This is a genomic window from Ornithinibacillus massiliensis (assembly GCF_018310345.1).
In the GTDB taxonomy this organism is placed as follows: Bacteria; Bacillota; Bacilli; order Bacillales; family Amphibacillaceae; genus Ornithinibacillus; species Ornithinibacillus massiliensis.
This window is the reverse complement of the sequence record NZ_JAGXBY010000001.1, coordinates 327,807-353,087: the sequence shown is the minus strand read 5'-3', so window position 1 is coordinate 353,087 and position 25,281 is coordinate 327,807. Positions and strand designations below refer to the sequence as shown.

Annotated in this window: 22 protein-coding genes and 2 pseudogenes; 11 read left to right on the top strand and 13 right to left on the bottom strand. The window is 39.0% G+C overall.

What is annotated here, in order from left to right:
* Positions 1-15: 15 nt before the first annotated feature.
* Positions 16-1,158, bottom strand: coding sequence for a phospholipase D-like domain-containing protein (locus KGF86_RS01740; protein ID WP_211740968.1), 1,143 nt, complete (start codon positions 1,156-1,158; stop codon positions 16-18).
* Between the two features lie 201 nt (positions 1,159-1,359).
* Between KGF86_RS01740 and KGF86_RS01735 the strand changes: the two genes are divergently transcribed.
* On the top strand, positions 1,360-3,015 hold the full coding sequence (locus KGF86_RS01735; RefSeq protein ID WP_246521261.1) for a recombinase family protein: 1,656 nt from the start codon (positions 1,360-1,362) through the stop codon (positions 3,013-3,015).
* 70 nt (positions 3,016-3,085) lie between these two features.
* Here the strand turns inward: KGF86_RS01735 and KGF86_RS01730 are convergent.
* Positions 3,086-3,961 (bottom strand): annotated as a pseudogene (locus KGF86_RS01730) (protein prkA); the annotation flags it as partial.
* A gap of 412 nt (positions 3,962-4,373) precedes the next feature.
* Here KGF86_RS01730 and KGF86_RS01725 point away from each other — a divergent pair.
* Positions 4,374-5,093 (top strand): YebC/PmpR family DNA-binding transcriptional regulator, encoded by a 720-nt coding sequence (locus tag KGF86_RS01725; protein ID WP_186868059.1) that lies wholly within the window; start codon positions 4,374-4,376, stop codon positions 5,091-5,093.
* A 499-nt stretch (positions 5,094-5,592) separates the two neighbouring features.
* Here the strand turns inward: KGF86_RS01725 and KGF86_RS01720 are convergent, their stop codons facing one another.
* Together KGF86_RS01720 and KGF86_RS01715 are read right to left on the bottom strand one after the other, a co-directional pair.
* Positions 5,593-6,048: a hypothetical protein gene (locus tag KGF86_RS01720; protein WP_186868058.1), complete on the bottom strand. Its 456-nt coding sequence runs from the start codon at positions 6,046-6,048 to the stop codon at positions 5,593-5,595.
* Positions 6,049-6,066: 18 nt separating this feature from the next.
* Positions 6,067-7,071, bottom strand: a complete 1,005-nt coding sequence (locus tag KGF86_RS01715) for a DUF3231 family protein (protein ID WP_186868057.1) — start codon at positions 7,069-7,071, stop codon at positions 6,067-6,069.
* A gap of 526 nt (positions 7,072-7,597) precedes the next feature.
* Between KGF86_RS01715 and KGF86_RS01710 the strand changes: the two genes are divergently transcribed.
* Positions 7,598-7,753 (top strand): hypothetical protein, encoded by a 156-nt coding sequence (locus tag KGF86_RS01710; RefSeq protein WP_211740967.1) that lies wholly within the window; start codon positions 7,598-7,600, stop codon positions 7,751-7,753.
* 37 nt (positions 7,754-7,790) lie between these two features.
* Here the strand turns inward: KGF86_RS01710 and KGF86_RS01705 are convergent.
* The 6 genes and pseudogenes from KGF86_RS01705 to KGF86_RS01680 form a co-directional block, all read right to left on the bottom strand.
* Positions 7,791-8,402: pseudogene (locus tag KGF86_RS01705) on the bottom strand (LysE/ArgO family amino acid transporter).
* A gap of 21 nt (positions 8,403-8,423) precedes the next feature.
* The gene (locus KGF86_RS01700) at positions 8,424-9,089 is read right to left on the bottom strand and encodes a GNAT family N-acetyltransferase (protein ID WP_211740966.1); all 666 of its coding nucleotides are present in this window, start codon (positions 9,087-9,089) and stop codon (positions 8,424-8,426) included.
* A gap of 17 nt (positions 9,090-9,106) precedes the next feature.
* A complete protein-coding gene (locus tag KGF86_RS01695) occupies positions 9,107-9,961 on the bottom strand; it encodes a carbon-nitrogen hydrolase family protein (protein ID WP_211740965.1) in 855 nt (284 codons plus the stop codon).
* 170 nt (positions 9,962-10,131) lie between these two features.
* Positions 10,132-10,284, bottom strand: coding sequence for an anti-repressor SinI family protein (locus KGF86_RS01690; RefSeq protein ID WP_211740964.1), 153 nt, complete (start codon positions 10,282-10,284; stop codon positions 10,132-10,134).
* 150 nt (positions 10,285-10,434) lie between these two features.
* Complete coding sequence (locus KGF86_RS01685; RefSeq protein ID WP_211740963.1) at positions 10,435-11,967, bottom strand: alpha/beta hydrolase; 1,533 nt, start codon at positions 11,965-11,967, stop codon at positions 10,435-10,437.
* Positions 11,968-12,116: 149 nt separating this feature from the next.
* Positions 12,117-12,767 (bottom strand): TerC family protein, encoded by a 651-nt coding sequence (locus KGF86_RS01680; protein WP_211740962.1) that lies wholly within the window; start codon positions 12,765-12,767, stop codon positions 12,117-12,119.
* A gap of 171 nt (positions 12,768-12,938) precedes the next feature.
* Between KGF86_RS01680 and KGF86_RS01675 the strand changes: the two genes are divergently transcribed.
* Positions 12,939-14,144, top strand: a complete 1,206-nt coding sequence (locus KGF86_RS01675) for a PLL family lectin (protein WP_211740961.1) — start codon at positions 12,939-12,941, stop codon at positions 14,142-14,144.
* Between the two features lie 221 nt (positions 14,145-14,365).
* Positions 14,366-15,739, top strand: a complete 1,374-nt coding sequence (locus KGF86_RS01670; RefSeq protein WP_211740960.1) for an amino acid permease — start codon at positions 14,366-14,368, stop codon at positions 15,737-15,739.
* A gap of 296 nt (positions 15,740-16,035) precedes the next feature.
* Here KGF86_RS01670 and KGF86_RS01665 read toward each other — a convergent pair whose 3' ends face one another.
* From KGF86_RS01665 to KGF86_RS01655, 3 genes are all read right to left on the bottom strand, one after another.
* Positions 16,036-16,854: a DUF368 domain-containing protein gene (locus KGF86_RS01665; RefSeq protein ID WP_211740959.1), complete on the bottom strand. Its 819-nt coding sequence runs from the start codon at positions 16,852-16,854 to the stop codon at positions 16,036-16,038.
* A gap of 354 nt (positions 16,855-17,208) precedes the next feature.
* Positions 17,209-17,982 carry a tyrosine-protein phosphatase gene (locus KGF86_RS01660; RefSeq protein WP_186868047.1) on the bottom strand — a complete coding sequence of 258 codons (774 nt, stop codon included), beginning with the start codon at positions 17,980-17,982 and terminating at the stop codon, positions 17,209-17,211.
* A 661-nt stretch (positions 17,983-18,643) separates the two neighbouring features.
* On the bottom strand, positions 18,644-19,480 hold the full coding sequence (locus KGF86_RS01655) for a manganese catalase (RefSeq protein WP_186868046.1): 837 nt from the start codon (positions 19,478-19,480) through the stop codon (positions 18,644-18,646).
* A 186-nt stretch (positions 19,481-19,666) separates the two neighbouring features.
* Here KGF86_RS01655 and KGF86_RS01650 point away from each other — a divergent pair, with 186 nt between their 5' ends.
* The 6 genes from KGF86_RS01650 to nadE all read left to right on the top strand — a co-directional run bounded on the left by KGF86_RS01650 (position 19,667) and on the right by nadE (position 25,096).
* The gene (locus KGF86_RS01650) at positions 19,667-20,491 is read left to right on the top strand and encodes a manganese catalase (RefSeq protein WP_186868045.1); all 825 of its coding nucleotides are present in this window, start codon (positions 19,667-19,669) and stop codon (positions 20,489-20,491) included.
* 166 nt (positions 20,492-20,657) lie between these two features.
* The gene (locus tag KGF86_RS01645) at positions 20,658-21,464 is read left to right on the top strand and encodes an NUDIX domain-containing protein (protein ID WP_211740958.1); all 807 of its coding nucleotides are present in this window, start codon (positions 20,658-20,660) and stop codon (positions 21,462-21,464) included.
* 59 nt (positions 21,465-21,523) lie between these two features.
* The gene (locus tag KGF86_RS01640; RefSeq protein ID WP_211740957.1) at positions 21,524-22,075 is read left to right on the top strand and encodes a cysteine hydrolase family protein; all 552 of its coding nucleotides are present in this window, start codon (positions 21,524-21,526) and stop codon (positions 22,073-22,075) included.
* Positions 22,076-22,118: 43 nt separating this feature from the next.
* A complete protein-coding gene (locus KGF86_RS01635) occupies positions 22,119-23,573 on the top strand; it encodes a nicotinate phosphoribosyltransferase (RefSeq protein WP_211740956.1) in 1,455 nt (484 codons plus the stop codon).
* Between the two features lie 51 nt (positions 23,574-23,624).
* Positions 23,625-24,272 carry a nicotinate (nicotinamide) nucleotide adenylyltransferase gene (gene nadD / locus KGF86_RS01630; protein WP_425516469.1) on the top strand — a complete coding sequence of 216 codons (648 nt, stop codon included), beginning with the start codon at positions 23,625-23,627 and terminating at the stop codon, positions 24,270-24,272.
* The gene (nadE, locus tag KGF86_RS01625) at positions 24,269-25,096 is read left to right on the top strand and encodes an ammonia-dependent NAD(+) synthetase (protein WP_186868040.1); all 828 of its coding nucleotides are present in this window, start codon (positions 24,269-24,271) and stop codon (positions 25,094-25,096) included. Before nadD ends, nadE begins: the two co-directional genes overlap by 4 nt.
* The last annotated feature ends 185 nt before the right edge of the window (positions 25,097-25,281 follow it).

Sequence of the window (25,281 nt, the reverse complement as noted above, 5' to 3'; positions counted from 1 at the left end):
TCTATTGTCCCCTAATTAATTTTTGAATTCTTCTTCAAAGTCCATATACGAACCTTTACTTGCAAAGTTGATTTTAAAACGATAATCATCTAATTTTGTAATTAATACAGAATCGATACCTACTCGATCCAAATCTCCGTATGTTACCAGTTGTCCGACTGGTATTTCCAAGATTGTTCTTAAAATCCAATGTCCTAATTCCCGATTTGGGTTAGTCATAAAACCTTTACCACCACTTTGGCAAACTTTAGCATCCAATTCTTTTCCATCAGGTAATACCAAAGTAAAAGGTTCTTTTTCATCTGTATGCCTGTTATATGGGAAGAAACCTTCAAATTGTCTGTGTATCCAACTAGGAATGGGAATGTAAACTTCATCTTCGTGTCTATCCCGTCCTCCGGCATTCCATTGGTTTAAGCCACTCTTTTCTTCCACTTTTCCGGACCTTGCAGAATACAATGGAAGATACACCTGTTCGAATTGCTCTTCTTCGTGAACCACGTAGTATTTCTTGTTTTCGTCCGAAAGAAGAAAACTGAAAGGATTATCTAAAATATCAACCTCGAACGATGTAATAGGATTACTACATATAAACTGCTTATATAGTGTTGATTTAGCAATATAAAACTTATAATGTGCATACTTATCTTTAAAAAAGATATTTTTATCCGTTGTTTTCTTTTTATCTAATTTAAGTGTATTCATATCAATGTAATGCATTTCTTCTTCATGAATCTCAAATCTACCGTCTTTTCGTGTAACTAAATGGTAAATCATCTTACTAGTTCCGTGCGCCCGTTCAGTAGCAGCAATCCTATTATTCCTTAGTTCTGCAATTTTCCGCATAGTATCTTCTTCATTTAAATGTCTAAATTTTTCTATATCCTTATTAAACTCTGCAATCTTTTCAAATTTCTTTCCATTCCCATGCACAAATGTTTTCAAACCAATTCCTGTGTCTCCTTTAAATGCATCAAAGGAGATATCACCACGTGCAAGGTTATTTGCATTCAGGGCTTTACAGAAAATATTTTCTGCTGCTCTGTAATATAAATATGGTGTTTTACTTTCAGAAAACAGATTAGACAATGAGCCTACCACTTGTAAAAGTTTAATATAATGTTCTTGCTCATCGGGTGTCTGTCTATCAAAAAACATCTTTTCCCCTCCCTGTTTTTGGAATCTAAGTCTATTTAAATAGTAACAAAATATTGTAGAAAAATTAAGGACCTTTTTACTATACAACCTTATGAACATGGCTATAACTTGGATTCTAGAAGCAGTTTACCCTCAATTTTTATCTGATTTTTTATATAACATTGCTTTAGTATGTGCTACAGTTCAGGTTTCGATAGTATAATGTATATAACAACTACTAAAAAAGGGGTGGCTGATATGGACAAGTTACCTTCCAGTGTTAAATACATCTATGCCTACATTCGTAGATCAAGGCAGGATATGCAAAGGGAAAAGAAAACGGGTCAGGATACTCTAACAGAACAAAGAACCCTCCTCACTAATCTTTTAAACAAATATTACAATCATTATGATTGGGATATGTACGATGAATTGGGTAGTGGAGCAGATGCAATTGAAGAGCGGCCTACATTTGCTCAAATCTTGAAAGAGATTGAAGCGGCTCCACCTAGGACAATGGCCATTTTTGTTAAAGAAATAAGCCGTCTCGGTCGTGGTAACTATGAGCAAATGGGAATCGTGGAAAAAATAATTACAAGTAAAGTTTTATATGTGATTACTCCTACACAGATATTTGACCCACTCAATGACAGTGATATGGACTATATCAAGTTCAATATGTTCTTTGCGAATATGGAATATAGCAAGATTACAAAAAGAATGCGTGATGCCAGATATACCTATGCAGCACAGGGACGGTGGATGACTGGTGGAGGTGGAATCCCTTTTGGTTATAAATTTAATTCTAACACTCAAAAACTTGAGCCTAACGAAGATACAGCATGGGTAGTTCAGAAGATATTCCAAATGTACACCAGCCAAACAAACCGATTAGGATATAATGCAATTTCTACACAATTAACAAAGGAAGGAATTCCTACTCCCACTGGTAAAACATATTGGAGACCCATTGTGATACGGAGAATGTTAAGGAATCCTGTTTATATAGGAACAGTCCAATTCAAAACAACCATAATAAGGAATAAAAAGAAAATAAAATTAGACGAGGAAGATTGGATTGTAACACCAAATGCACATCCTCCATTGGTAAGCCGTGAAACATTTGACCTTGCAGGTGAAATAATGGAAGAAAATAAAAATTCACCGAAGGTAAGGTTAGACTTTGAACCTCAACCTTTAGCAGGTCTAATTATCTGTTCATCTTGTGGTAACAAAATGCAAAGGCAATATTCCACTCAACATTATAAAAAGAAAGATGGAACGGAATCTGTTTATCATAAGGAATTTATGCAGTGCCTGGCTTGTAAGGTTTATATGAAATACAGAGCCATAGAAGATGAAATTCTTCGTATTCTTCAGGAGGATTTCATACAAGTGGATTCCTCATTGTTAAAAGAAAGACTTGAAGAATTAATTGATTTAGATAAATTGCAACAAAAGAATGAAGTCAGTCCAACAGATAGAGTTACAATCATACTAAAGCAATTAGAAACTATTGATGGAGAATTGACTGCTTTAAGAAGAATGTTACGAAAAGGACAAATAACGGACGAAGAGTATGAAGAAGATCGTGGTGAGTTATTGAAACAGAAAGTAGAAAAAGAAAGACAACTTTCCTTTTTACAAACTGAAAACACCAGAGAGCAGATCTCTGAAATTAATGTAGAGGAAATACAAGAAGGTTTTAAAACTCTTTATGACCTATATATGAATGGAGATTTAAGCAGAGGGGAAAAGAATGAAATCTTGCGCGGTATATTTGACTACATTGTTTTAGAAAAGACAGGTAAAGGTAAATTTGATTTAAATGCTTTCATTAATCCAAAAATTATAATGAACTCTTTAACTTCCCAATAACTTTTTGGGGAGTTTTTCTTTTGCCTTGTCATATCTGGGTTTCTTCACTCATATATTTTAGTAGTGATGATGAAACAATCAATTCATCCGCTGAAATAAGTGCAAATCTCCCTGCCTTAAAGTTCCCTTCCTGTGTAAGCGATAGTAAATGCCACAAGAATTTCTCATCACATTTCAGCATTTCCTGAAACTCCATCATTCCACGGTTGGCTTTATTCAATTCGCCATCAAATCGATATGCCCTCGGGTCAGATTCAGATCCATACTCGGCAATCGTTGAAAAATCAATACTACCAGTTAAATCCGCAATATCCTGGGACTTTGGATCGGACGGACTAAAGGTTCCAATCCCAACACGCTTATCCTCTGATAAAAAGATGCGCTCTACCATGACATCCTCCACACGGCCACCATAGTCCTTTTCCAGTCGCATCGTATTAAGCGGTGACAGATTCCCTTCTATTCGAATGCCATATTCATGGAAAAAGTCCTCTCGCAAATGTTGGGGAATAAGATGCAAGGGGTCCTCATGCATAGGACAGCCTTTAATCGCATACACAGCACCCTCATCCGTACGAGAATATTTTTCCAGCCCTCTTTTTAGCATGGTTACAATTGTAGATTTACCGCCACTAACCGGGCCCATTAATAACAATATACGTTTTCTAACATCTAGTCGTTTGGCAGCTGGATGAAAGTATTCCTCAACGAGTCTCTCGATTGCCTCCTCCAGGCCAAAAATCTCCTCACCGAAAAACTCATACATCTTACGACCATCTCGTTCTTTTACACCAGCAGATTTAATCATGTTATAAACACGGGAATGGGCTGTCTGGGCAACCTCAGGCCGCTCCTTCACAATTTCCAGGTACTCCGCGAACGTACCCTCCCATTTCATACGATTCTCTTCCTCACGATAGCTCTTCACCTTGTTCAGAATATCCATGTTTTGTCTTCCCTCCATCTTGGACGCGGTTTATATAGCTTATGCACGAGTACCCTTCGTGATTCCGACTAGTTTTGTTAGGACAGGGTGGGGGAGGGTGGGTGTAGCTGTTTGGAGTCGGGGGTGATTCGTTACTTGAGGGGTCGGGGCATCTTTCTTGCGTTTGGGTGCATCTTTACTGGGGACGGGCTCATCCTCTCCGGGTTAGGGCGCATCTTCTCTCTTTTGGGCACATCCCTCCCCAATTCCCTCGCCCCAACAGTTCCACGTCCCCATTAATCTACTATTCAACCAAAACTTTCCCAAGAAAATCTCTTGGATATGGTGTATAATAGTAACGTCTAAAAGTTGAAACAACATAGCTACTATATTAAAATTCAATCAGATTCATATAGAAAGTGAGATGTTCTTTGTGGGACGTAAGTGGAATAACATTAAAGATAAAAAAGCAGAGAAGGATAAAAATACGAGTCGAATTTATGCTAAATTTGGTCGTGAAATTTATGTAGCTGCTAAGCAAGGAGAGCCTGACCCAGAGTCTAACCAAGCACTAAAAGTTGTTTTGGAGCGTGCCAAGACATACAGTGTTCCAAAGCATATTATTGATAAAGCGATTGAAAAGGCTAAGGGTGGTTCTGAGGAGAACTATGATGAGCTTCGCTATGAAGGATTTGGTCCAAATGGTTCTATGATTATTGTGGATACCTTAACCAATAATGTAAACAGAACGGCATCGGAAGTTCGTGCTGCTTTTGGTAAAAACGGTGGTAACATGGGTGTTAGTGGTTCTGTTGCTTATATGTTTGACTCTACAGCTGTATTTGGTATCGAGGGCAAGTCTGCCGATGAAGTGTTGGAGCTATTAATGGAAGCAGATGTCGATGTTCGTGATGTGTTAGAAGAAGACGAGATCGTAATTGTTTATGCAGAACCAGATCAATACCATGCCGTACAAGAGGCATTTAAAAACGTCGGAATTACTGAGTTTACAGTAGCTGAATTAACGATGCTTCCGCAAAATGAAGTGACATTAGATGATGAATCAAAAGCACAATTCGAAAAATTAATTGATGTTTTAGAAGACCTTGATGATGTCCAACAGGTATACCATAACGTCGATTTAGGTGAATAACAACTAGACTAAAAAACGTCCTAACTCATTAGGGCGTTTTTTTAAAAGATAGGAAAATATAACCCTCCCTGTCAACTAACACACATTCACTAAAGAGCGAGCCAAGGTTCGTTTTTCTAATGATTAGGGTTGTTCAAAAGATTACAAGCTAATGGCCAAGTTAGGCAAGTATGTTGATGATCTACTGCACATCTTTATCCAGAATACTTTAAACCATATGACCAAGAGCGTTTTACAGCTTACTATAAAAAACTTGTAGAATCATTAGAATCTTCTTGTACTTTCTATTGTGATTGCCTTTTTGCTTACGTTGAGCGTATGGGAAACAACTGCTTAAATGATCCCTTTAATTCACTATGGATGAGGTTTTTTATCACTAATGTATTGTTCAAAACTGGCCATACATAAAGGGCCCAGCTGGCGGAAATGTATGGACCCCACTAAAAGTTACAGTGAAATCTCCCTTTTAAGGGACAAATCAGAATACAGGATAATATTCTTATGAAATATTTATCATAATCTTTCTCAAAATTAAGCCAACAGCTATTCCAGGAAAAAGGAATACTAATGGGAGCCATATGGGACCTAATATCACTCCAAAAATCGTTAATTCTGAAGAGTAAACTAATCCGATAGTTGTAAAAAATGCAGTGAACACATATGGAAGAAATGAATATCGCTTAGTAACACCCCCAGCATCCTTTACAGAATCCCATATAGAAAAACAGTATATACAAGGATAAAACAACATCCAGTTATAATTTGTAACATTTATTGCATCAACAATTTTTCCATGAAAACTTAGCAGGATAACTTCATTTAAGTTAGTTTGTACACTAATCATAATTTCAAGCATGATTAGTAGCGTACCTTTAAAATATCTACCATTTAATAACTGGCCGAAACCAGGAAGTACAATACTCCACATTACCTTTTCATATGCATTCTTTTTCATCTTTTACTACCTAGGTTATTACTTATCTCTTGTAATTTCTTTTCTATTTGGGGCGAGTGGTGGCTGTTCTAACCATCTATATTTAGTCATTAAATTGAACCACTCTTTAGTAATCATGAGATTTTTTAAGATTATTTTCTCGTATGTTGTTACTAAATCAACCCGCATTGCAGATGCAAGCCCAGCACCGTGATAGGATTGCGCAGTTTGTAATAAAAATCCAATATGATACAACATTAACTTATCCGAAAAAGGAGATTCCTGTGAATTTGTTACTTCTGTTTCCCAAGACATCGGAACAGGTAAATTGTCTCCTTTTAATATTTTACTGAGAGATTGAATTTGTTGGTTGGATGCGTTTTGCGCTCCCTCTAAAAACTTTCTAATATCTTTTGATTGGGTAACCTGACTAAATCCAATTGAAAGTGATTTTTCCATTATCTTTTTTTTGATATTGAGAGATAGAGCGATAATTTCTGTTGATGCTAAAGGTCGCTTATACAAAAAATCTCCATCCACAAATTGTTGGCTTGAAACAAATTCTGGAGGTTGTTCTGGAAAAAAATATGGATCTCGTTGAAAGTGCCCTTTTTCCAGTAGTAACTCAGTAGTTCGGTGATACATGCTCATTCCATCATTACTGCATGAATCATAGAAATGTCTTAAGTCCTGCCTAACAGAAGAACTGAGTGATGTCGAATGGCCTAGTAGTCCATGTAATGTCATAATATTTAAATAGTGTAAGCAAAAGATGTCAGAAAATAATCTTTTAGCCCCCCTATTTAGATCTGCTTCAGTAAAACCAACTGGAACCGGAAACCCCTCGTCTTTAATAAACTGAACGATTTGATTCTTTTGTGAATCAAATATGTTAATTGCATCTTCAAATAATGCTTTTATTTTTTCATCTTCAATAATCGATACCATATATCTATTAACAGTATCAATCGCAGTTCCATTAACAAATTCAATCCATAATGTTCCTATTTCTGATGATGTGAGCTTTAAATTTCCTTTATCCATAATATCACCTCGTTTTAGGTTTCCACATAGTTACCTTTTTATTACAAGACTGAAAAGACCGTACTTTAAAAATACTTTGAGGAATTTTGATCAATTATTAGCCTCTGAATTCCAAAAATATATTCCAACTGGCGGAAAACGGCTAGGCTAAAAAAAAACTGAAGTTTCACTGAGATTACTTCTAGAATATCCGGACAAATGTCTCTGAATATTGTATTTTGGGTCAGTATACTATTGAGTCTAAATAGTTTTTTAGTATATCCAACTCCCAGAGATAAATTGATGCCTCCTATCATTCATCTCCACCACAACTACTGGCACTGCAAGTAATGAAATCCCAACTCAGCCAAAAGTCCTCCCTCAAATCCATGAATTTCCGCCTATATGATCTGCAAAACTAGTATAAAGGTATTATTAATCGACAAAATATTCAGTTAATATTTTTACATCCGCTTAAATAATCCTTAACAATTGGTCTGTACAATGAAAGATGAAACAAATATTTAATTTAAACGAGGTGATCTAGGTGAAGCTGAAAAAATTATTACTTACTTTATTAATCATGATGCTTTCAACTGGGGTATTATTTGGATGCGCAGCAGATGATGACGAAGATCCAGCGACAGACGATAACGGCACAGAGCAACAAGAAACAGAAGACGGTGAAGGTGAAAACGAATAAAATGACAAGAGCCTTCCTAGATTAACCTAGGAAGGCTCTATATAAATACCCGGTATACAAGATAGATTGCCATGCCCCAAATAATGAAGGCCGAACCCTGGTTAAATCGTTTTATTAGACTCGCTGACTTCATCCATTGACTCACCCTGCTTCCCACTAATGCCAATCCAAAAAACCATAGCCATGATATTAAAAACTAGCAAAAGCAAACACTACTTTTTCATGTGCATCATAAACTACCGAGCTCGTGCCAATCACACCAATAGTATCTAATATTGCATGTGGGTTCAATAGGGATACCGAAGCGGCAAATGTTATTTGACGTCTAGCCGAGTATGGACCAATCTCATTTTGTCCATCTTGTGGATTGCTTTTCCACATGATCCATCCCATATACATTAGAAAGAAAAAACCAATTAACGATAGAAGCTGCTCCATCCCCTCGACACGTAAAACCACTACTGAAACGCCAGCAACAGCTAAGGAGATAAGTAATGTATCACAAATGGCAGCTGTTATGGACGGCTGGTAAAGCTTTACTGAAACGACTTTGTGTGGCACCTTGATTGAAAATGAATATATTTTGAATGCCTAAAGGAAGGATTAAGCCAAATGCTAAAAGAGCACCGTGGATAAATGGTTCAAACATGTTTCTCCCTCCCCAACCAATCTATTTAAATGGGTTTTTCCACTCCATTAGTGCAGCGTAATTCAAGGATTCTTCATCCTCCAAATAATTCGCTACAACACCGATGGGTACTCTACCAGCATTTAATAAAAAGGTAATCACTGGATCCTTCCGTTTACCTGAAACTACTTCCTCTATATACGCTTCAGCGGATAACCGCTCTGCATGCTTCCGATACCCAGGCATTCTTCCCCCACCAATCAAACGGTCTAAATCCTTATAAATGACCACCTCGTACATAGCTTGCATGAGCAATTTCCCTAGCGCTAATTTACGAAAGGCTGGTCGAATACAGATATCAACGACATACAAGGTATTACCATTCGGATTATGATTACGAATATACCCATCGTCGGTAATCTCTTCCCATGTGTGTTCTGGATGTTCTGGATCAAAGTTCACTATTAATCCGGTCATGGAACCTGCCAGTACCCCATTTACTTCCACACATAAAGCACCTTCAGGGAATAAAGTAATGTGATTTTCTAATTGTGCTTTATTCCACCAAAGCTCCGGTGGAAAAGGAGGAGGGAAACTTTCCGACTGAATCGTTATCAACTCATCAAAGTCTTCCCGCGTATAATTCCTAACTACTGCTTCCTCAAAGCCATTGTCACTTTTTAAATAGAGCTGCTTACGGTAACGCATAAGGCTTCAGTCCCTTCTTATTTACTAAGGTCTGGATATAAGTCTAAGCGTCTATCGTTCCATGTTGTTACAGATCCTTCTTCCCGTACCTTATATAAAAGATCAAGATCGAGATCTGCAGTAATAATCATATCGTGATTAAATTCACCCTCCATGAGGATGCCGTTTTTAGGAAATGGAATATCATTCGGTGTGATAACTGCCGCTTGCCCGTAATTGGCACGCATAAAGTCAACATTGCGTAATGCTCCAACCGTACCTGTTGTGACAACATATACCTGATTCTCAATCGTACGGGCGTGACAGGTATAGCGAACACGATTAAAACCATGTAAATCATCCGTACAAGATGGAGCAAAGATAACATCTGCCCCCATGCCACGAACCATTCGGACTATTTCAGGAAATTCCATATCATAGCAGGTTAACAACGCAATTTTTCCTTTTTCCGTTTCAAAAATTTGAATCGATTCACCAGGTGTGATATTCCAATCCTTTTTCTCCGTTGGGGTCATGTGTAGCTTCGCTTGCTCTGCTACACGCCCATCTGGATAAAAAAGATGTGCTGTATTATACAATTTATCTTCTTTTCGAGTAACATGTGTACCACCGATAATGTGCATACCTGTCTCTTTTGCTAGACCTTTAAACAACTCGATATACTGTTTTGTATAATTAGGTAGCTCATCCACTAGACTCACCGTGCCATCTGAAATGGAAAGCAATTGGGTAGTGAAAAACTCCGGAAATAATACAAATTCCGATTCATATTCTGCAGCGGTTCTCACATAGTGTGTTACCTGTTCTGCAAATTCTTCAAAAGCATTTATTATTTCTAAGTGGTATTGAACCGCTGATACACGTAATTTCATAAGGCTTTCTCCTTCTACACAAATTTATATTTGTACTATATTTCATTCATACTAACATTTCAACTAAAACTTGCTATTAGGACGACTTTTCTTAGCCTTATTGTTCTTTCCAAATCCTCTAAAGAAAAACGAAAAAAAAATGCCTTCTCTTACTAGAAAAGACAAAAATCCTATTTATATATCTTTTGTTGCTCAATGTCTGCTAGCTTCTGATTAAACTGCTGGTCTTGGTTAAGAAAAGCTTGAATTTCCTCAATACTGATACCTGCCTTTTTCGCTTCCAATATTAAGATTACCCACTCTGGATCCAAATGATTGCTCAAATAGTATCCCCCCTATAATAGGCTAACCTAGGTATTCGAGCTACACTTGGGTTTTCCCGAAAACCTACGTGACGTATTATTTCTAATTATTTCGCCCTTACTTCTCCGAGCTATATCGTACCATCAGACCCGTTACACTAACATTACATTTTAACTATTTTTAATTTTCTCTAATTTACTTTTTAAATATTCCTGGCGATTGATTATCATAAAATCATCGATATAATATTCCAAGGCTATTTGACAATAATAGAGCGCTTGCTTGATATCCCCTATGCTTTCATAATAATCACTTAAGAACATGACCATATCGACCCATTCTTTTTCTAACCAATTACGATAATTGATAAACCAAGTCTCATATAAACCAGGCAAGGGATTTTCTGTTCGATCAGCCACAATGCGTTTATACAGTTCTACTTTCTTTACGATATCCGTTTCCTGATGTGCTCGTTTAATTGCGGCAACATGTAAAACAATATCCGATTCAATATTCGCTTGTAGAAAAATATGCTCTCTTTCTGTAACGAGTAAAAAGTAATGATCTGACATTGGGTTTAATAGTTTGTTTAAATAGTGAATCGAAACACGTAAACGACTACGAGCAGTTTTTAAATCAACATCAGGCCATACTAAGTCACATAGCTCATCTCGTGTTACCGATTGCTGGATGATCAGATACATGAGAATTTGTTTTGCCTTTCTTTGCCCCCAGCCACCTACTAATCGTTTGCCATTTAAGAAAACGTCTAAGCCTTTCATGATGTTTACTTGTAATGTAGGCAATGTCGCTTCTGCCTTCCCCTTCATCTTTTCTCTAATTTCACGATACATCTCTGCATATAGCGTCTGAGCATAGCTAGCTATCTCTTGATTTATCATGTTATTTTGATGCTTCATAATGAATTTCCCAATCCACTCTACCATGAGATTTGGCTGGTCCATCTGGATTAAGAAGGATGAATAGGGCACTGTATAATACCTTGCATTTGTATTAAAATTTAAGATGGCAGAGTTTAGTTCTGGTGGAAACGTTTCATCATCTGAACCAGATAAGACTAAGATTGGAATAGTCACGTTTTGGATATTCTGTTGGGCACGATTTAATGAATCAACATCAAAAATCTCAAAATAAACATGTGGAGTCACTTTTTCAAATGCATGAAGAATACGCTCCACCCTTTCCTGTGTAGGATAAAGCATAAACTTATCGATAATCAGCTGGGCCTTATGCAGCATAGTCTCATGGCCCTTTACTTGCATCTTTCGTTCCGCTACAATTTTTTTACCAAGTTCTCTTGGAAAATGAACTGGAACCGCAAGTAGTGTTAACGTTTTCAATCCGGAGAAGCCTCTTGCAGCATATTCGATAGCACTGACACCACCAAATCCTTGTGCGACAATATGATACGTATCTAGCTTCAATGTATTCACTAAGCATTGAATATCATCGGCTAGCCTGGAAATCGATAAATCACCATCTCCTACAGTAGAGTCCCCATGCCCCCTTAAATCGTATCGAACCACATGATAGTTCTCTAAGAACAACGGGATAATCTCGTTCCAGCAATACATGTCTAATCCGGTAGGGTGGATGAATATAATGGTCTGAGTAGCACGAGGATCCCTTGATTCTAATTTTTCATAATGAATTTGAGCATTACCACATGTTAAAAAGGCCAATTCTATCTCCCCCCTCTCACTAGTCCAATTTACTTATATATACTAGTATTCTGTAAAAAAATGCTAATTCCTGTTTTTTTACATGTTTTGTTTGTTAAAAATAGCAGGCCCCACCACAGCATGTGAAAGAGCCTGCTTTCAAAGTGTATTTACCGGTATCTCCTTTGGTACCCACCAATAGTTAAGGTTGCCATAATGATTCCAATTAGCAGTGCCAGTTCCATAGAAGTTCCTGAGATAACATTTTGTTTGATAAATTCCTCTTCTAGCATCATTTCCCCGGCAGTCCAGGCAAGTAAACCCGCCCCCAAATATACAACAATCGGGAAATGCTCCATCATTCGTAATATAAATTGACTAGCAAATAGCATAATTGGGATACTCAAGATAATACCGACAATGACCAGCATCATATTCCCCTCTGACACGGCTACAATACCTAACACATTATCTAAGCTCATTAATACATCAGCAAAAATGATAATGACGATAGCTTCCTTTAAGGAATTGCCCACTTTCACTGAGTTCTCTTCTGCTTCTTTATCAACTAGAAGTTTATACGCTACAAATAGTAGTAAAATACCTCCTATTAGATGGATAAAGGGCAGCTTTAATAGATACATGACAATAACCGTAAATGCGATTCGAAAGATAACAGCCCCGAGAGTTCCCCAGACAATCGCCTTCTGTTTTAAATCTTGTCTTAAATTGCGACTTGCCATAGCAATAACAATTGCATTGTCACCACTTAGAATTAAATTAATCATTAATATTTTCACTAAAGGCTCTAACAGCTCCAAGAGAGATCCTCACCCTTCCACTATATTACTTGTCCTAAGATATTGATAATTAAATGTATGTCCAAAACGATAACATCATTACAGTTTTTACAATCGTGTGAAATGGGCTTATGTTTAACTCTCAGGTTATGAACCCGCTGCATATTCTAGTTAAAAAGCGGAGGAATGCGAATGTTTTATTATCAGTATTATTTTCCACAGTTTGTACCAGTACAGTTCTATGGTCAGCCATTATATACCGAGATGAGACAACAGCCTACTGTTCAACAAATTTTACAAACGATTCGAGCAGAACATAATACGCTATACAACCAGCTAGTAAATGCTGGGATGAATCGCCAAGTAGTTGATTACGTCTTTTTCTTTATGATCAACTACACAGTCAACCAAGCGAACACCAATCAAAATGCTAATCAAATCTATAATCAATTCCAAAGGCAGGTACCTTGGTTTAACCTGATATTTAGACAATTTAATGTGCCTCAAAATGTTGCCGATCAGGTAATGAGAAGAGTCATCCAAATTACGTTAGATCAATTAGCTGGTGGTGCTCCTAGTCCTGGGCAAGGATGGTCTAGCTGGGAGGACTTAGGTGGAACACTTACCTCTGCACCTGCTGTAGCTTCCTGGCAAGCCAATCGCTTAGATGTATTTGTTCGTGGTACAGATAATGCGCTATATCATAAATGGTGGGATGGTTCGAGATGGAATGATTGGGAAAGCCTTGGTGGTGTCTTAACTAGTGCACCTGGTGCGGTCTCTTGGGGACCAAATCGGATTGATGTCTTTGTCAGAGGAACGGATAATGCCCTTTACCACAAGTGGTGGGATGGTTCAAGGTGGAGCGATTGGGAAAGCCTTGGTGGGACACTAACGAGCGGACCTGCGGCTTCCTCCAGAAGAGCTAATCAGTTAGACGTATTTGTTCGCGGTACTGGAAATAGACTATATAAACGAACATGGAATGGGTCTCGTTGGGAAGAGTGGGAGGATCTTGGTGGCAATTTAAACTCTGAGCCTGCAGCCGTTTCCTGGGGACCGAACCGGATTGATGTCTTTGCAAGAGGGCAGAATAACAATTTAATCCATAAGTGGTGGGACGGTTCGAGATGGAGCAATTGGGAAAACCTTGGCGGCACCTTAACTAGTGCACCTGCTGTCTCCTCTCGACGAGCTAACCGATTAGATGTATTCGTTCGCGGAACTGGTAATCGCCTATACAAACGATCATGGAATGGATCTCGCTGGGAAAACTGGGAAGACCTTGGTGGTAGACTAGATTCAGCACCTGTAGCTGTTTCTTGGGGACCAAATCGGATTGACGTCTTTGCAAGAGGACAAAATCAGTCATTGATTCACTCCTATTGGGGAAGATAAAAACGGTATACTCCCCGATGTCTGTTATATCTATTTTAAAGGGGTACTAATCTTAGAAAAGCTCATATTCACTTTAGTGAATTTGTTAGTTTTTTCTTATAGTGTTGGGAAAGATTTTGATGCTTTCCTAGCAGCTAAAAAAAGATTTGTACCTCTTTCTTTTATGTAATACAATATAAGTTATTATTTTGTTCATTACTAACGGAAAAAGAGGTTTTAATATGAATAGGCTTAGAAAGAAAAACATCCATGATCTACTAGAGAAAAAAGACGTTCAATTAAAGCGGACATTAGGTGGATTTGATTTAATCATGCTAGGTGTCGGGGCTATTATAGGTACTGGTATTTTTATATTGCCTGGTACGGTGGCTGCGTTGCATTCTGGTCCTGCTATTATTTATTCCTTTATTATTGCCGCTATTGTGTGCTCCTTTGCGGCGATGTGTTATTCAGAGTTCGCTTCCTCTGTACCAGTTACAGGAAGTGCCTACACGTATAGCTATACTGTATTTGGTGAGATTGTTGCTTGGATTGTAGCCTGGGCACTTGTACTGGAATATGGTCTTGCGGGAGCTTCTGTTGCAACTGGATGGTCTGCATACTTTGTTTCCTTATTAGAGGGATTCCATATTACGATTCCTCAAGCATTGACTGGACCTTTCCAGCCACAGGAGGGTACTTATGTTAATTTGCCTGCCATTATCATCGTGCTAGCCTTGGCTTTCTTGTTAACCTATGGCATGAAGGAATCTGCTCGTTTAAATAAAATAATGGTATTTGTCAAAGTGTTCGTCATTTTACTATTTATTGTAGTTGGATTTTTCTACGTTCGTCCGGAGAACTGGCAGCCGTTTATGCCGTATGGCTGGAATGGTGTCTTTTCTGGTGCTGCATTAGTATTCTTTGCCTACCTTGGCTTTGATGCGGTATCAGCAGCTGCTGAAGAAGTGAAAAATCCGCAGAAGAACATGCCAATCGGAATTATCGGCTCCTTACTTGTTTGTACAGGATTATATATTGCGGTATCACTCGTGTTGACTGGCATGGTATCTTATACCGAGTTGAATGTTAGTGACCCAGTTAGTTTTGCAATGGGAATGGTGAATCAAAATTGGGTAGCTGGGTTTGTTTCACTAGGGGCTATAGCGGGGATGATTACCGTTATTCTTGTACTGCTCTACGGTGGGACAAGGCTTCTATTTGCACTTGGGCGTGATCAGCTATTACCAAGAAGCATGAGTAAACTAAACGCCCGCAACACGCCGGTTTTTAGCACGTGGATTTTTGCTATTTTAGTAGCATTTTGTGCAGGATTTATTCCATTATCTAAGCTGGCGGAGATGGCGAATTTAGGTACGTTGTTAGCCTTTACTATTGTATCCATAGGGGTGTTATTCCTACGTAGAAATAACACTATCCCAACCGGCGGCTTTAAGGTTCCATTATTTCCGGTGATTCCGATTTTATCCTTTGTGCTGTGCATCTTTTTAATGATGCAGCTATCAAATCAAACGCTAGTTGCTTCAGCAATTTGGTTCTTGATTGGTATAATCATTTATTTTGCTTATGGAAAACGACATAGTTTAATGAAATAGAGACGGCTACCTCAATTGGTACTAAGCGAAGTAAACTAACCCCATCACAATTAATTGGTGATGGGATTAGTTTATTTTTATGGATTAATGGTCAAAGCACCCTTCCTAATGCCAAGTTGATATTTTGCGACTCGCCAAGTAAAGAGAGACCATGTTGTGGCATATTTTTGTACAAAAACGTCTAGTTGACATATTCTTCAGGATTTGGAGGGGGTGTTTCAGGATTTGAGCGCTACCTTTCAGGATTTCAGGCGTCTTTTTCAGTATTTCATAAATTTTACCAGGTTGTACGCCTTTTAATGCTGGGTTTTCTGCAATAGATTTAACAAGGCGACACCCGCAAGAAAAGTTATCACAGATAGTATGATGGTTGACCGATCCACTACACCATCCAGATTCATTATAATAGCGTAAATCGAACCACTTACTAGTCCAATCATTGCTGCATAGGTTTCGACTTTGTAATGTGTTAATAAATAGCGAATGAGTTTACTCGTCAGTAGTACCCCTAACACGATACCTGAACCAATTGTTAAGATCACTGGCATATTTAGCGAGAATAGGGAGTCTGTTGCAATTTCATATACGCCAAATATAGTGAGAATTAACGCACCACTTATTCCTGGGAGTACAAGAGCAGTACTAGCAATAAAACCTACAAGGACAAAGAATATGTAATCAACAAACGTCAGATGATTCAAATCGATGTTGGTCATCTCCCCTAATAATTGCCCGCATACCACCATGCCAAGAAAGAAGAGAATGATTATGTAATGCTTTGCTTTAAGCTTAGTCTTGTGGTGTTGGAGTGTTTCTTTCCAAAGATAAGGTAAAAATCCTACAATAACTCCACCAAAAAATAGAAGCGTCGGTGTACGATGGGTTTTTAATAAGTAGTTAAGCAGAATGATAGAAAAGGCAAATCCGATAACCATCCCAACGCCGAACATAACGAGAAAAGGTAATACCTCTTTTCTTCGATTCGTTGTTAACATGCTTAACGAATAAATTAGACGCTCATATATTCCCAAAATCATAGCGACCGTACTACCGCTTATTCCAGGGACTGTTTCTGTAATCCCTACCGCCATGCCCCGAAGCATTATTCCAATCATAATTTCAACACCTAAATGAGTTATTTTTTCTGAGAACTTTATTCGAAATGCGTACTACCAAGTCGTTACTTAATACCTAATAACAGAAGAAGGTAGCTCCCTGCACAAAGGAAGATTGCAATTAATGTATATAGCGCATTCCCTACCTCTATATTACTTTAATACTAACATAATATTCCAAAAACAGCTTCGAAGTATTGAAAAACTGCACCTGTTTTTGCTAGATGGTGGCAAGGTAGGTGCAGTTGGTAATAGAATAGAAAGGGCTATTCGCCAGTTTAGTGACCATGTAAATTACTATTCTTCTTGTATTGATTCTCCATATATAGTAGGAAGGAACTTGTCTTTTATTTCTTATTCTAAATAAAAATCTCTTAATAACGCTATTTCTTCTTCTTTTAATCCAATGCCGTTTACTAGGTAGGAATCTACCGTTCCATACTGTACTTCTATTTCTTTAAAGAATTCTTGGATATATTCCAACCTTGCTTCAAATATAGCTTTAACTGTTTCTTTATCGATAACGTCTGGCATAGTATGACCGATCGCTTCGAATCCTGCTTCAATTTCACTCTGTGCCTTATTTGTCAATAAGTAGTCTTCTATGATTATTTCACGAGGAACGCCTAGTAAGCTTAAGATTGTCGCGGCTACTACTCCTGTTCTATCTTTCCCAGCCATGCAATGGAACAGGATCGGTTTTCCACGATTATCTAGTAATAGTTGGATGACTTGGCGAAGTCCAGTAGTATTGGATACTAACTGGCGGTTCAAATTAACTAGCATTTCCCCAGGCTTACTGTTAAGCAACTTATTTTCAAATTGAGAAAGATCCCCCGGCTGTCTTACTACCTTGTCATCATTAATCAACGGGACATGATTCCACGTTACACCAGCAATGTCTGGATCTGGATACTTATTAATTTCGTCCTCATCACGCAAATCCAAAATGGCGCTAATTTCTAATTCCTTTAATACCTCTATACCAGCTTCTGTTACAGCACTTAAATTCCCTGAACGATAAAGCTTCCCCGACTTAACGTGACGTCCATCCATCGTTTCATAGCCACCTAGTTCACGGAAATTAAAGCTACCCTCTAATTTTCTTTCACGTACAACTTGTTTCATCTGTTCTCCCCAACTCTCTTATGTAATTAATTCTATTATACAAGAATAGTGGAAAAATTTGTTTCAGAATAAATGTTAAGTCTTTATTAATTTAATTGTTAATGGGAAGAGAATTTGAGTATGAATTGGACGTAGTGGAATGCTCATCTTATAGAGCTTGATTTATTAGATGAAGTATTTTAAAGGGGGGGAGATAATGTGAGAAGCTTGGGATCAAAGTCGCGCGGGGGTTCTCGGATTTGCGCGGATTCTTGGGTTTTTCGCGCGGAGTCTCGGGAATTTCGCGCGGGCTTTTGGCTTTTTCGCGCGACTCTGCGGTTCTCGCGCGATTTCTTGGACTTCCCGCGCGTTTCTCGGGATTCTCGCGCGATTTCCCCCACTTCTCGCGCGAACTCTCGGGATTGCCGCGCGATTTCCCCCACTTCTCGCGCGCTCTTGGCTTTTCCGCGCGGCCTCCTGCCTTTTTCGCGAGACTCTGCGGTTCCCGCGCGATTTCTTGGACTTCGCGCGCGTTTCTCGGGATTGCCGCGCGTTTCTTGGACTCCCCGCGCGATTTCCCGGACCCCTCGCGCGAACTCTCGACATTCTCGCGCGATTTCTCAAACCTCCCACACAAAAAAAATACACTCGCACCACTTAAGGTTGCGAGTGCATTTCTTCGCTAGCAAATATTTGGCTTTGGTCCTGGGACTGTGTCGTGGATGGATAGTGGGGCTAATTGCTGGCCTACTAAGCCACCGTGAGGTTCTGGTTGTGCGACGTATTGGAAGGTGCTGCAGCCGTCCATACTTGGGCCGCTAGCCCAACGCCCAAATTTGCTTGCTTCTCCTCTTGAGAAGTTCATAAATTTGTAGGCGAATTCTCGTTTCTCCAGGTTGCGTGGGAAGGTAACCGGAACTACTTTTCCATCCTGTGCTTCTAATTCTGCGATTGCAGCTAACCATTGGTTTTGGTGCATCGTATCGCGAGCGATGAGGAAGGAAAGCATATCTTTCACGCCTGGATCATCTGCAAGTTCGTATAAACGTACCGCTTGGAGTCGCCCTTGTGATTCTGCATTCAAGTTGGCACGAAAATCGGCAAGTAAATTTCCACTTGCTATGGTATAACGGGAGTTCCAAGGATAACCAACACTGTCGGTTGGTGTTGCCCCGAGACCTGACACAATAATATGCTGTGGGTTCATTCCTCCCATTGCCGCTTCTAGGATTGGGTCTTTAGCTGCTTCTTCTTGTGCTGAAACAGGGGCGCCATCAAGTAATCTAGCAATCATTGTTGCTAACATTTCCACATGGGCCATCTCTTCTGTTCCAATATCGAAAAGCATATCTCTATATTTTTCCTCTCCACGGCAATTCCACCCTTGGAATAAGTATTGCATCATAACCGAAATCTCGCCGAATTGTCCTCCAAGTATTTCTTGAAGTTTCTTGGCATATTGGGGATCTGGACAGCTTGGTTTTGCATTGTATTGCATCTCTTTGATGTGGTAAAACATCAAACCAACCCTTTCTCAAATGCTATTTATTCTTAACCATTCTATGAAAGAACTGGGCAAATATAGTATGTCTCCCATATTTTTTATAAATTATTTTCCAATCATTATTTGTACAGGAAGTTTAGAGAATATCCCTTTTGAAAAAGAACATACTAATCCTATACATATATCTAGGGAGTGATTGAAATGTTCTATCATATTAAAGAACTGCAATATAACGCCAAGCCGGACCGTCCAGATCCTGTCTATGCCAAGAAGCTACAGGAGGTTTTAGGGGGACAATTTGGCGAAATATCCGTCATGATGCAGTATTTGTTCCAGGGCTGGAATTGTAGGGGGGAACAAAAATATCGTGATATGCTTTTAGACATTGGAACTGAGGAAATAGCACATGTGGAAATGCTAGCAACGATGATTGCCCAATTATTGGATAATGCCCCTGTAGAGGATCAGGAAAACGCGGCTAAAGATCCAATCATAGGTGCTGTAATGGGAGGAATGAACCCACAGCACGCTATTGTTTCCGGCCTTGGAGCAAGACCGGACGATAGTGAAGGTTATCCTTGGACCTCCCGCTATACTATCGCAAGTGGGAATCTTCTTGCTGACTTTCGAGCGAATTTAAATGCGGAATCACAGGGGCGTTTGCAAGTGGTTCGCCTTTACGAAATGACAGATGACAAAGGTGTACGAGATATGCTATCTTTTTTAATCGCACGTGATACGATGCATCAAAATCAGTGGATGGCTGCGATTGAAGAATTAGAGCAGAAACAAAAACCAATTGTCCCAGCCACCTTTAATCAACAATATGAAAAACAAGAAGTGTCTTATTCCTTTATGAACTTCTCTGAAGGAGAAGAAAGCAGGCAAGGTCGGTGGGCTTCCGGAAAAAGCATGGATGGGCAAGCAGAATTTGAATATATTAGTGAGCCACGGGCAATGGGTCAAATACCTTTTTTACAGCCTGCTCCTCCACACATTCATGGAACTCCACCATCCCCATTGTAGGCGCAATATCATATAGAGGCAGATATGTAGCATGTATTCCAGAAAACGACCTTTCTGAAATACATGCTGCTTTGTTTACTTGGCCTTGACTTTCATACCATCTAAGTTATAATTAATAGTAATTAAGGAATTACAAATTACCCGTTTGTGTTATTGAGGTGAAAAGATGGGAAGCTATAATCAAGATAAAGCACTGGAACAATATGATTCCAGTAAATACATGACACCAGATGGCTATACTAGTGATATTGCCGTATTTACCATCACCACCGAAGATGATGGAACGAAGAACACGAAAAAAACCGTGAACAAACAACTCAAGATTATGCTAATTAAACGTTCTGACTACAATGCAGAAGGAAAGCCAAATATTGAAGGTGGGAAATGGGCGCTTCCTGGGGGATTCATCGATGGGAATAAACAAGAGACGGCCTTACAAGCTGCCGAGAGGGAACTAGTCGAGGAAACCGGTATTCAAGGGATATTCTTAAAGCACTTTGGTGTTTATGATCAATTTGGCAGAGATAAACGGGGCTGGATTATCGCCAATGCACATTATGCCATCGTACCTGAGAAACAATTGGCCAGCCGAAAAGCTTCCGATGACGCTCAAGCAGTACAATTGTTTACTATTGATGAAGTTTTTCAATTGGACTTAGCCTTCGATCACCGCGATATTATCACCGATGCCTTAGCGTTTATTGAACGGGATTTGATCGAGACGAAGGTTGCGAGGAACTTTCTCCCGGAGGAATTTACATTATCTGAGCTACAAAGTGTCTTAATGACCGTATCTAATCATCCTAGAATAACGACAAAATCGGTGTTTTTCGCCAAGGTCCCTAAACTGCCTTTCATCGAAAAGGTTTATGATGAGAAGGGAAACTTAAAAAAGACCGAGAGAAATTCCTATCGCCCATCACAACTGTATCGATTTAATGATGTTGAAGTTATCAAATCTATTTATGAATAAGATGTAACGCTTGTAATTTGTAATTTTGGCATTACTAATTCAAAGGAGAGGTGTTCAATATGTCAAAGAAAGCTTTAATTAATGTCGATTACACCTATGATTTTATTGCAGATGATGGCGCGTTAACTTGTGGAAAGCCTGGTCAGGAATTGGAAACGTATATTACCGAGGTAACGAAGAAGTTTATAGATAATGGGGATGAGGTCATCTTTGCAATTGATATGCACCATGAACAAGATCCATACCACCCGGAAACAAACCTATACCCGCCCCACAATATTGCTGGTACAAAAGGAAGAGAGCTTTATGGTGCGCTTCATCAAGTATTTGAAGAACATAAAACCAAGCCACATGTACACTGGATGGATAAAATGAGGTACTCCGCATTTGTCGGAACGAATTTAGATTTATTACTACGCGAGCGAGGCATTACAGAGGTTCATATCGTTGGTGTCTGTACCGATATTTGCGTACTCCACACTGCAGTAGATGCCTATGGAAAAGGGTATTCCATTGTCATCCATGAGAAAGGAGTGGCTAGCTTTAACCAAACAGGTCACAAGTGGGCACTCGAGCATTTTACAGGCTGCCTAAATGCAACGGTTATCTAATAATGCGACTGGGGCAGATGGTTGTCCCAAGGAGGGAATTCTGATGAATTTTACTGATGATAGTTTAATGCTTCATACAGATTTATACCAGATTAACATGGCAGAAACCTATTGGGCTGACAATGTCCACGATCGCCGTGCGGTATTTGATTTATATTTTCGAAAGCTTCCATTTGGTAATGGTTATGCTATTTTTGCTGGATTAGAAAAGGTTATCAACTATGTACAGAACTTTCAATTTAGTGATAGTGACCTAGATTATTTACGAGAAATTGGTTATCAAGAGGATTTCTTGACCTATTTAAAGGACCTTCGTTTTCGAGGGACGATAAAGGCGATGCAAGAAGGAGAAGTAGTATTCTGTAATGAACCATTGATTCGGGTAGAAGCAAGCCTTGCTGAAGCTCAGCTTCTTGAGACAGCTCTATTAAATATTGTGAATTACCAAACGTTAATTGCTACTAAGGCTTCCCGGATTAAGCATGTAGCCAATGGCCAAACCTTAATGGAGTTTGGAACTAGAAGAGCCCAAGAGCTCGATGCTGCATTATGGGGCACGCGTGCTGCTTATATCGGTGGATTTGATGCCACCAGCAATGTAAGGGCTGGTAAGCTATTCGGTATTCCTATTAAAGGTACCCATGCCCACTCCATGGTTCAAGCATATCAGGATGAGTATACCGCATTTCACAAGTATGCTGAAAGACATAAGGATTGCGTCTTTCTAGTGGATACGTACGACACGTTAAAATCTGGTGTTCCTAATGCTATTCGGGTAGCAAAGGAGTTCGGGGATAAAATCAATTTCCTCGGTATTCGCCTTGATAGTGGAGACTTAGCGTATTTATCCAAAAAAGCTAGACAGCTATTAGACGAAGCCGGCTTTAAAGATACAAAAATTTATGCATCTAGTGATTTGGATGAATCGACCATTTCTAGCCTGCAAGCCCAAGGAGCCAAAATAGATGTCTATGGAGTAGGAACTAAATTAATTACCGCTTACGATCAACCGGCATTAGGAGCTGTCTATAAACTCGTTGCGATTGAAAATGAGAACGGGGAAATGGAGGATACGATTAAAATATCGGCCAACCCTGAAAAAGTCACAACCCCTGGGATGAAAAAAGTGTATCGAATCATTAACACAAACAATCATCACTCTGAAGGAGATTACATTACATTAGAGGATGAAGACCCTAATCAAGCGGAAAAGATTAAAATGTTCCATCCGATACACACCTATATTAGTAAATTTGTAACCGACTTTAAAGCGGTTAACCTACATCATGATATTTTCCAAAATGGGGAATTAGTCTACGAAGCTCCTAGCTTACCAGAGATTCAGGCCTATGCATCGAAACAGTTAGAACTATTATGGGAAGAGTATAAACGAACCATTAACCCAGAAGAGTATCCAGTTGACTTAAGTACGAAAACTTGGGAAACTAAAATGAAAAAGATTGAAAGTACGCGAAATAAAATCAGGGAGTTGACATAAGTGACAACGGAGGTCCAGGAGTACTACCAAAGATTAAACCCAGAGAAAGATATAGCAAGATTATTTCAACAAGGAGTTAAGGTTGGAATATATGGCTCATCCTTTGATCCGATTACCAATGTACACTTGTGGACAGCTTCAACCGTTGCACATCGAAAAAAGTTAGACTTCATCATCTTTCTTCCTTCGTCCCGGAAGCGAAGGGATAAACAATTACAGACCGAGGACAAACACCGTTCCACCATGGTTCAATTAGCGATTAAAGATAATCCAAAGTTTCTATTAGATACGTATGAGTTCACAGCTCCTGCCGGCAAAACCTACACATACTATACGATGGAGCATTTCAAGGAAATTCTACCTAATGCGGAAATATTCTTTATTATGGGTGCTGATCTATTGGTCGATATCGCAGCTGGTAAATGGATGATGGATGAAGAACTCATCCAGTCCAATCAATTTATCATCATGGCAAGAGACAATATCGATATGTTAGCAACCATTGCCCAGTCACCGCTACTTCGCAATTATGATGACGGTAGATTCCAATTACTAGATAAAGGCTTATCCATGGAGATTAGCTCCACTTATATTCGAGAAGAGTTTTCGCGTGGTGGTGAACCACGGTATTTATTGCCGACAAGCTGTTATAATTATATTCAGGAGCATAAATTATACCGAAAGAGGGGAAGCAAATGAGTACACTACAAGAAACCATTATTACAGAGCTAGGCGTTAAACCAACTATCGACCCGAAGGAAGAGATTAGACGACGTGTTGATTTTCTAAAGGAATATTTGGTGAAGAATAGCTTTGCTAACGGATATGTACTTGGGATGTCGGGCGGACAAGATTCTACGTTGGCCTCTAAATTAGCCCAAAATGCGATTAATGAGCTGAACGAAGAAGCTGGAGAAGACCGCTATCAGTTTATTGGTGTTCGTCTACCGTATGGCAAGCAATTTGATGAAGATGATTGCCAGGATGCCGTTAATTTTGTTAAACCTTCGAAAGTACTTACTGTTAATATCCAAAAAGCAGTAGATGCTAGTGTTGCATCACTAAACGAAGCTGGTATTTCCATTAGTGACTTCTTAAAAGGAAACGAAAAAGCAAGAGAAAGAATGAAGGTTCAATATAGCATTGGCGGTAGCCATAACTGTCTAGTACTTGGTACCGATCATGCTAGTGAGGCAGTTACTGGATTTTTCACAAAGCATGGTGATGGAGCTTGTGACTTAATTCCATTGTATGGATTGAATAAGCGTCAAGGTAAGCTGCTATTAAAAGAACTAGGATGCCCGGATCATTTATATACGAAAAAACCTACAGCTGATTTAGAGGATGATAAACCAGCATTACCAGATGAGGTTGCATTAGGCGTAACCTATGATGAGATTGATGATTATCTTGAAGGAAAAGAAGTTGCAGAAAAAAGTAAAAATAGAATTGAAGAATTATTTTTGAAAACAAGACATAAGCGAAACCCTGCCGTTACCATTGCAGATAATTGGTGGAAATAAGAAGAATTAGCAAAACGCTTATGCTCTAGTGCATGTTAAGTACACAGAAGCTAACCCGGAAAATACTTCTATTTCCGCCAGTACAGAAAAGACACTGCTCGTAACCGCAGTGTCTTTTCTTGCAAGGGATGGTTAAAATACCCCAAACTTTATAGCTCAGTAAGCCAGCCCCTTGTTTAATTTAA

What these genes read in the sequence shown, in the direction of transcription:
- KGF86_RS01740 (WP_211740968.1), bottom strand. Translation starts at nt 1,158, where the DNA reads ATGTTTTTTGATAGACAGACACCCGATGAGCAAGAACATTATATTAAA.
- KGF86_RS01735 (WP_246521261.1), top strand. Translation starts at nt 1,360, where the DNA reads ATGTATATAACAACTACTAAAAAAGGGGTGGCTGATATGGACAAGTTA.
- KGF86_RS01720 (WP_186868058.1), bottom strand. Translation starts at nt 6,048, where the DNA reads ATGAAAAAGAATGCATATGAAAAGGTAATGTGGAGTATTGTACTTCCT.
- KGF86_RS01715 (WP_186868057.1), bottom strand. Translation starts at nt 7,071, where the DNA reads ATGGATAAAGGAAATTTAAAGCTCACATCATCAGAAATAGGAACATTA.
- KGF86_RS01700 (WP_211740966.1), bottom strand. Translation starts at nt 9,089, where the DNA reads ATGCGTTACCGTAAGCAGCTCTATTTAAAAAGTGACAATGGCTTTGAG.
- KGF86_RS01695 (WP_211740965.1), bottom strand. Translation starts at nt 9,961, where the DNA reads ATGAAATTACGTGTATCAGCGGTTCAATACCACTTAGAAATAATAAAT.
- KGF86_RS01675 (WP_211740961.1), top strand. Translation starts at nt 12,939, where the DNA reads ATGTTTTATTATCAGTATTATTTTCCACAGTTTGTACCAGTACAGTTC.
- KGF86_RS01670 (WP_211740960.1), top strand. Translation starts at nt 14,366, where the DNA reads ATGAATAGGCTTAGAAAGAAAAACATCCATGATCTACTAGAGAAAAAA.
- KGF86_RS01665 (WP_211740959.1), bottom strand. Translation starts at nt 16,854, where the DNA reads ATGATTGGAATAATGCTTCGGGGCATGGCGGTAGGGATTACAGAAACA.
- KGF86_RS01660 (WP_186868047.1), bottom strand. Translation starts at nt 17,982, where the DNA reads ATGAAACAAGTTGTACGTGAAAGAAAATTAGAGGGTAGCTTTAATTTC.
- KGF86_RS01655 (WP_186868046.1), bottom strand. Translation starts at nt 19,480, where the DNA reads ATGTTTTACCACATCAAAGAGATGCAATACAATGCAAAACCAAGCTGT.
- KGF86_RS01650 (WP_186868045.1), top strand. Translation starts at nt 19,667, where the DNA reads ATGTTCTATCATATTAAAGAACTGCAATATAACGCCAAGCCGGACCGT.
- KGF86_RS01645 (WP_211740958.1), top strand. Translation starts at nt 20,658, where the DNA reads ATGGGAAGCTATAATCAAGATAAAGCACTGGAACAATATGATTCCAGT.
- KGF86_RS01640 (WP_211740957.1), top strand. Translation starts at nt 21,524, where the DNA reads ATGTCAAAGAAAGCTTTAATTAATGTCGATTACACCTATGATTTTATT.
- KGF86_RS01635 (WP_211740956.1), top strand. Translation starts at nt 22,119, where the DNA reads ATGAATTTTACTGATGATAGTTTAATGCTTCATACAGATTTATACCAG.
- nadE (WP_186868040.1), top strand. Translation starts at nt 24,269, where the DNA reads ATGAGTACACTACAAGAAACCATTATTACAGAGCTAGGCGTTAAACCA.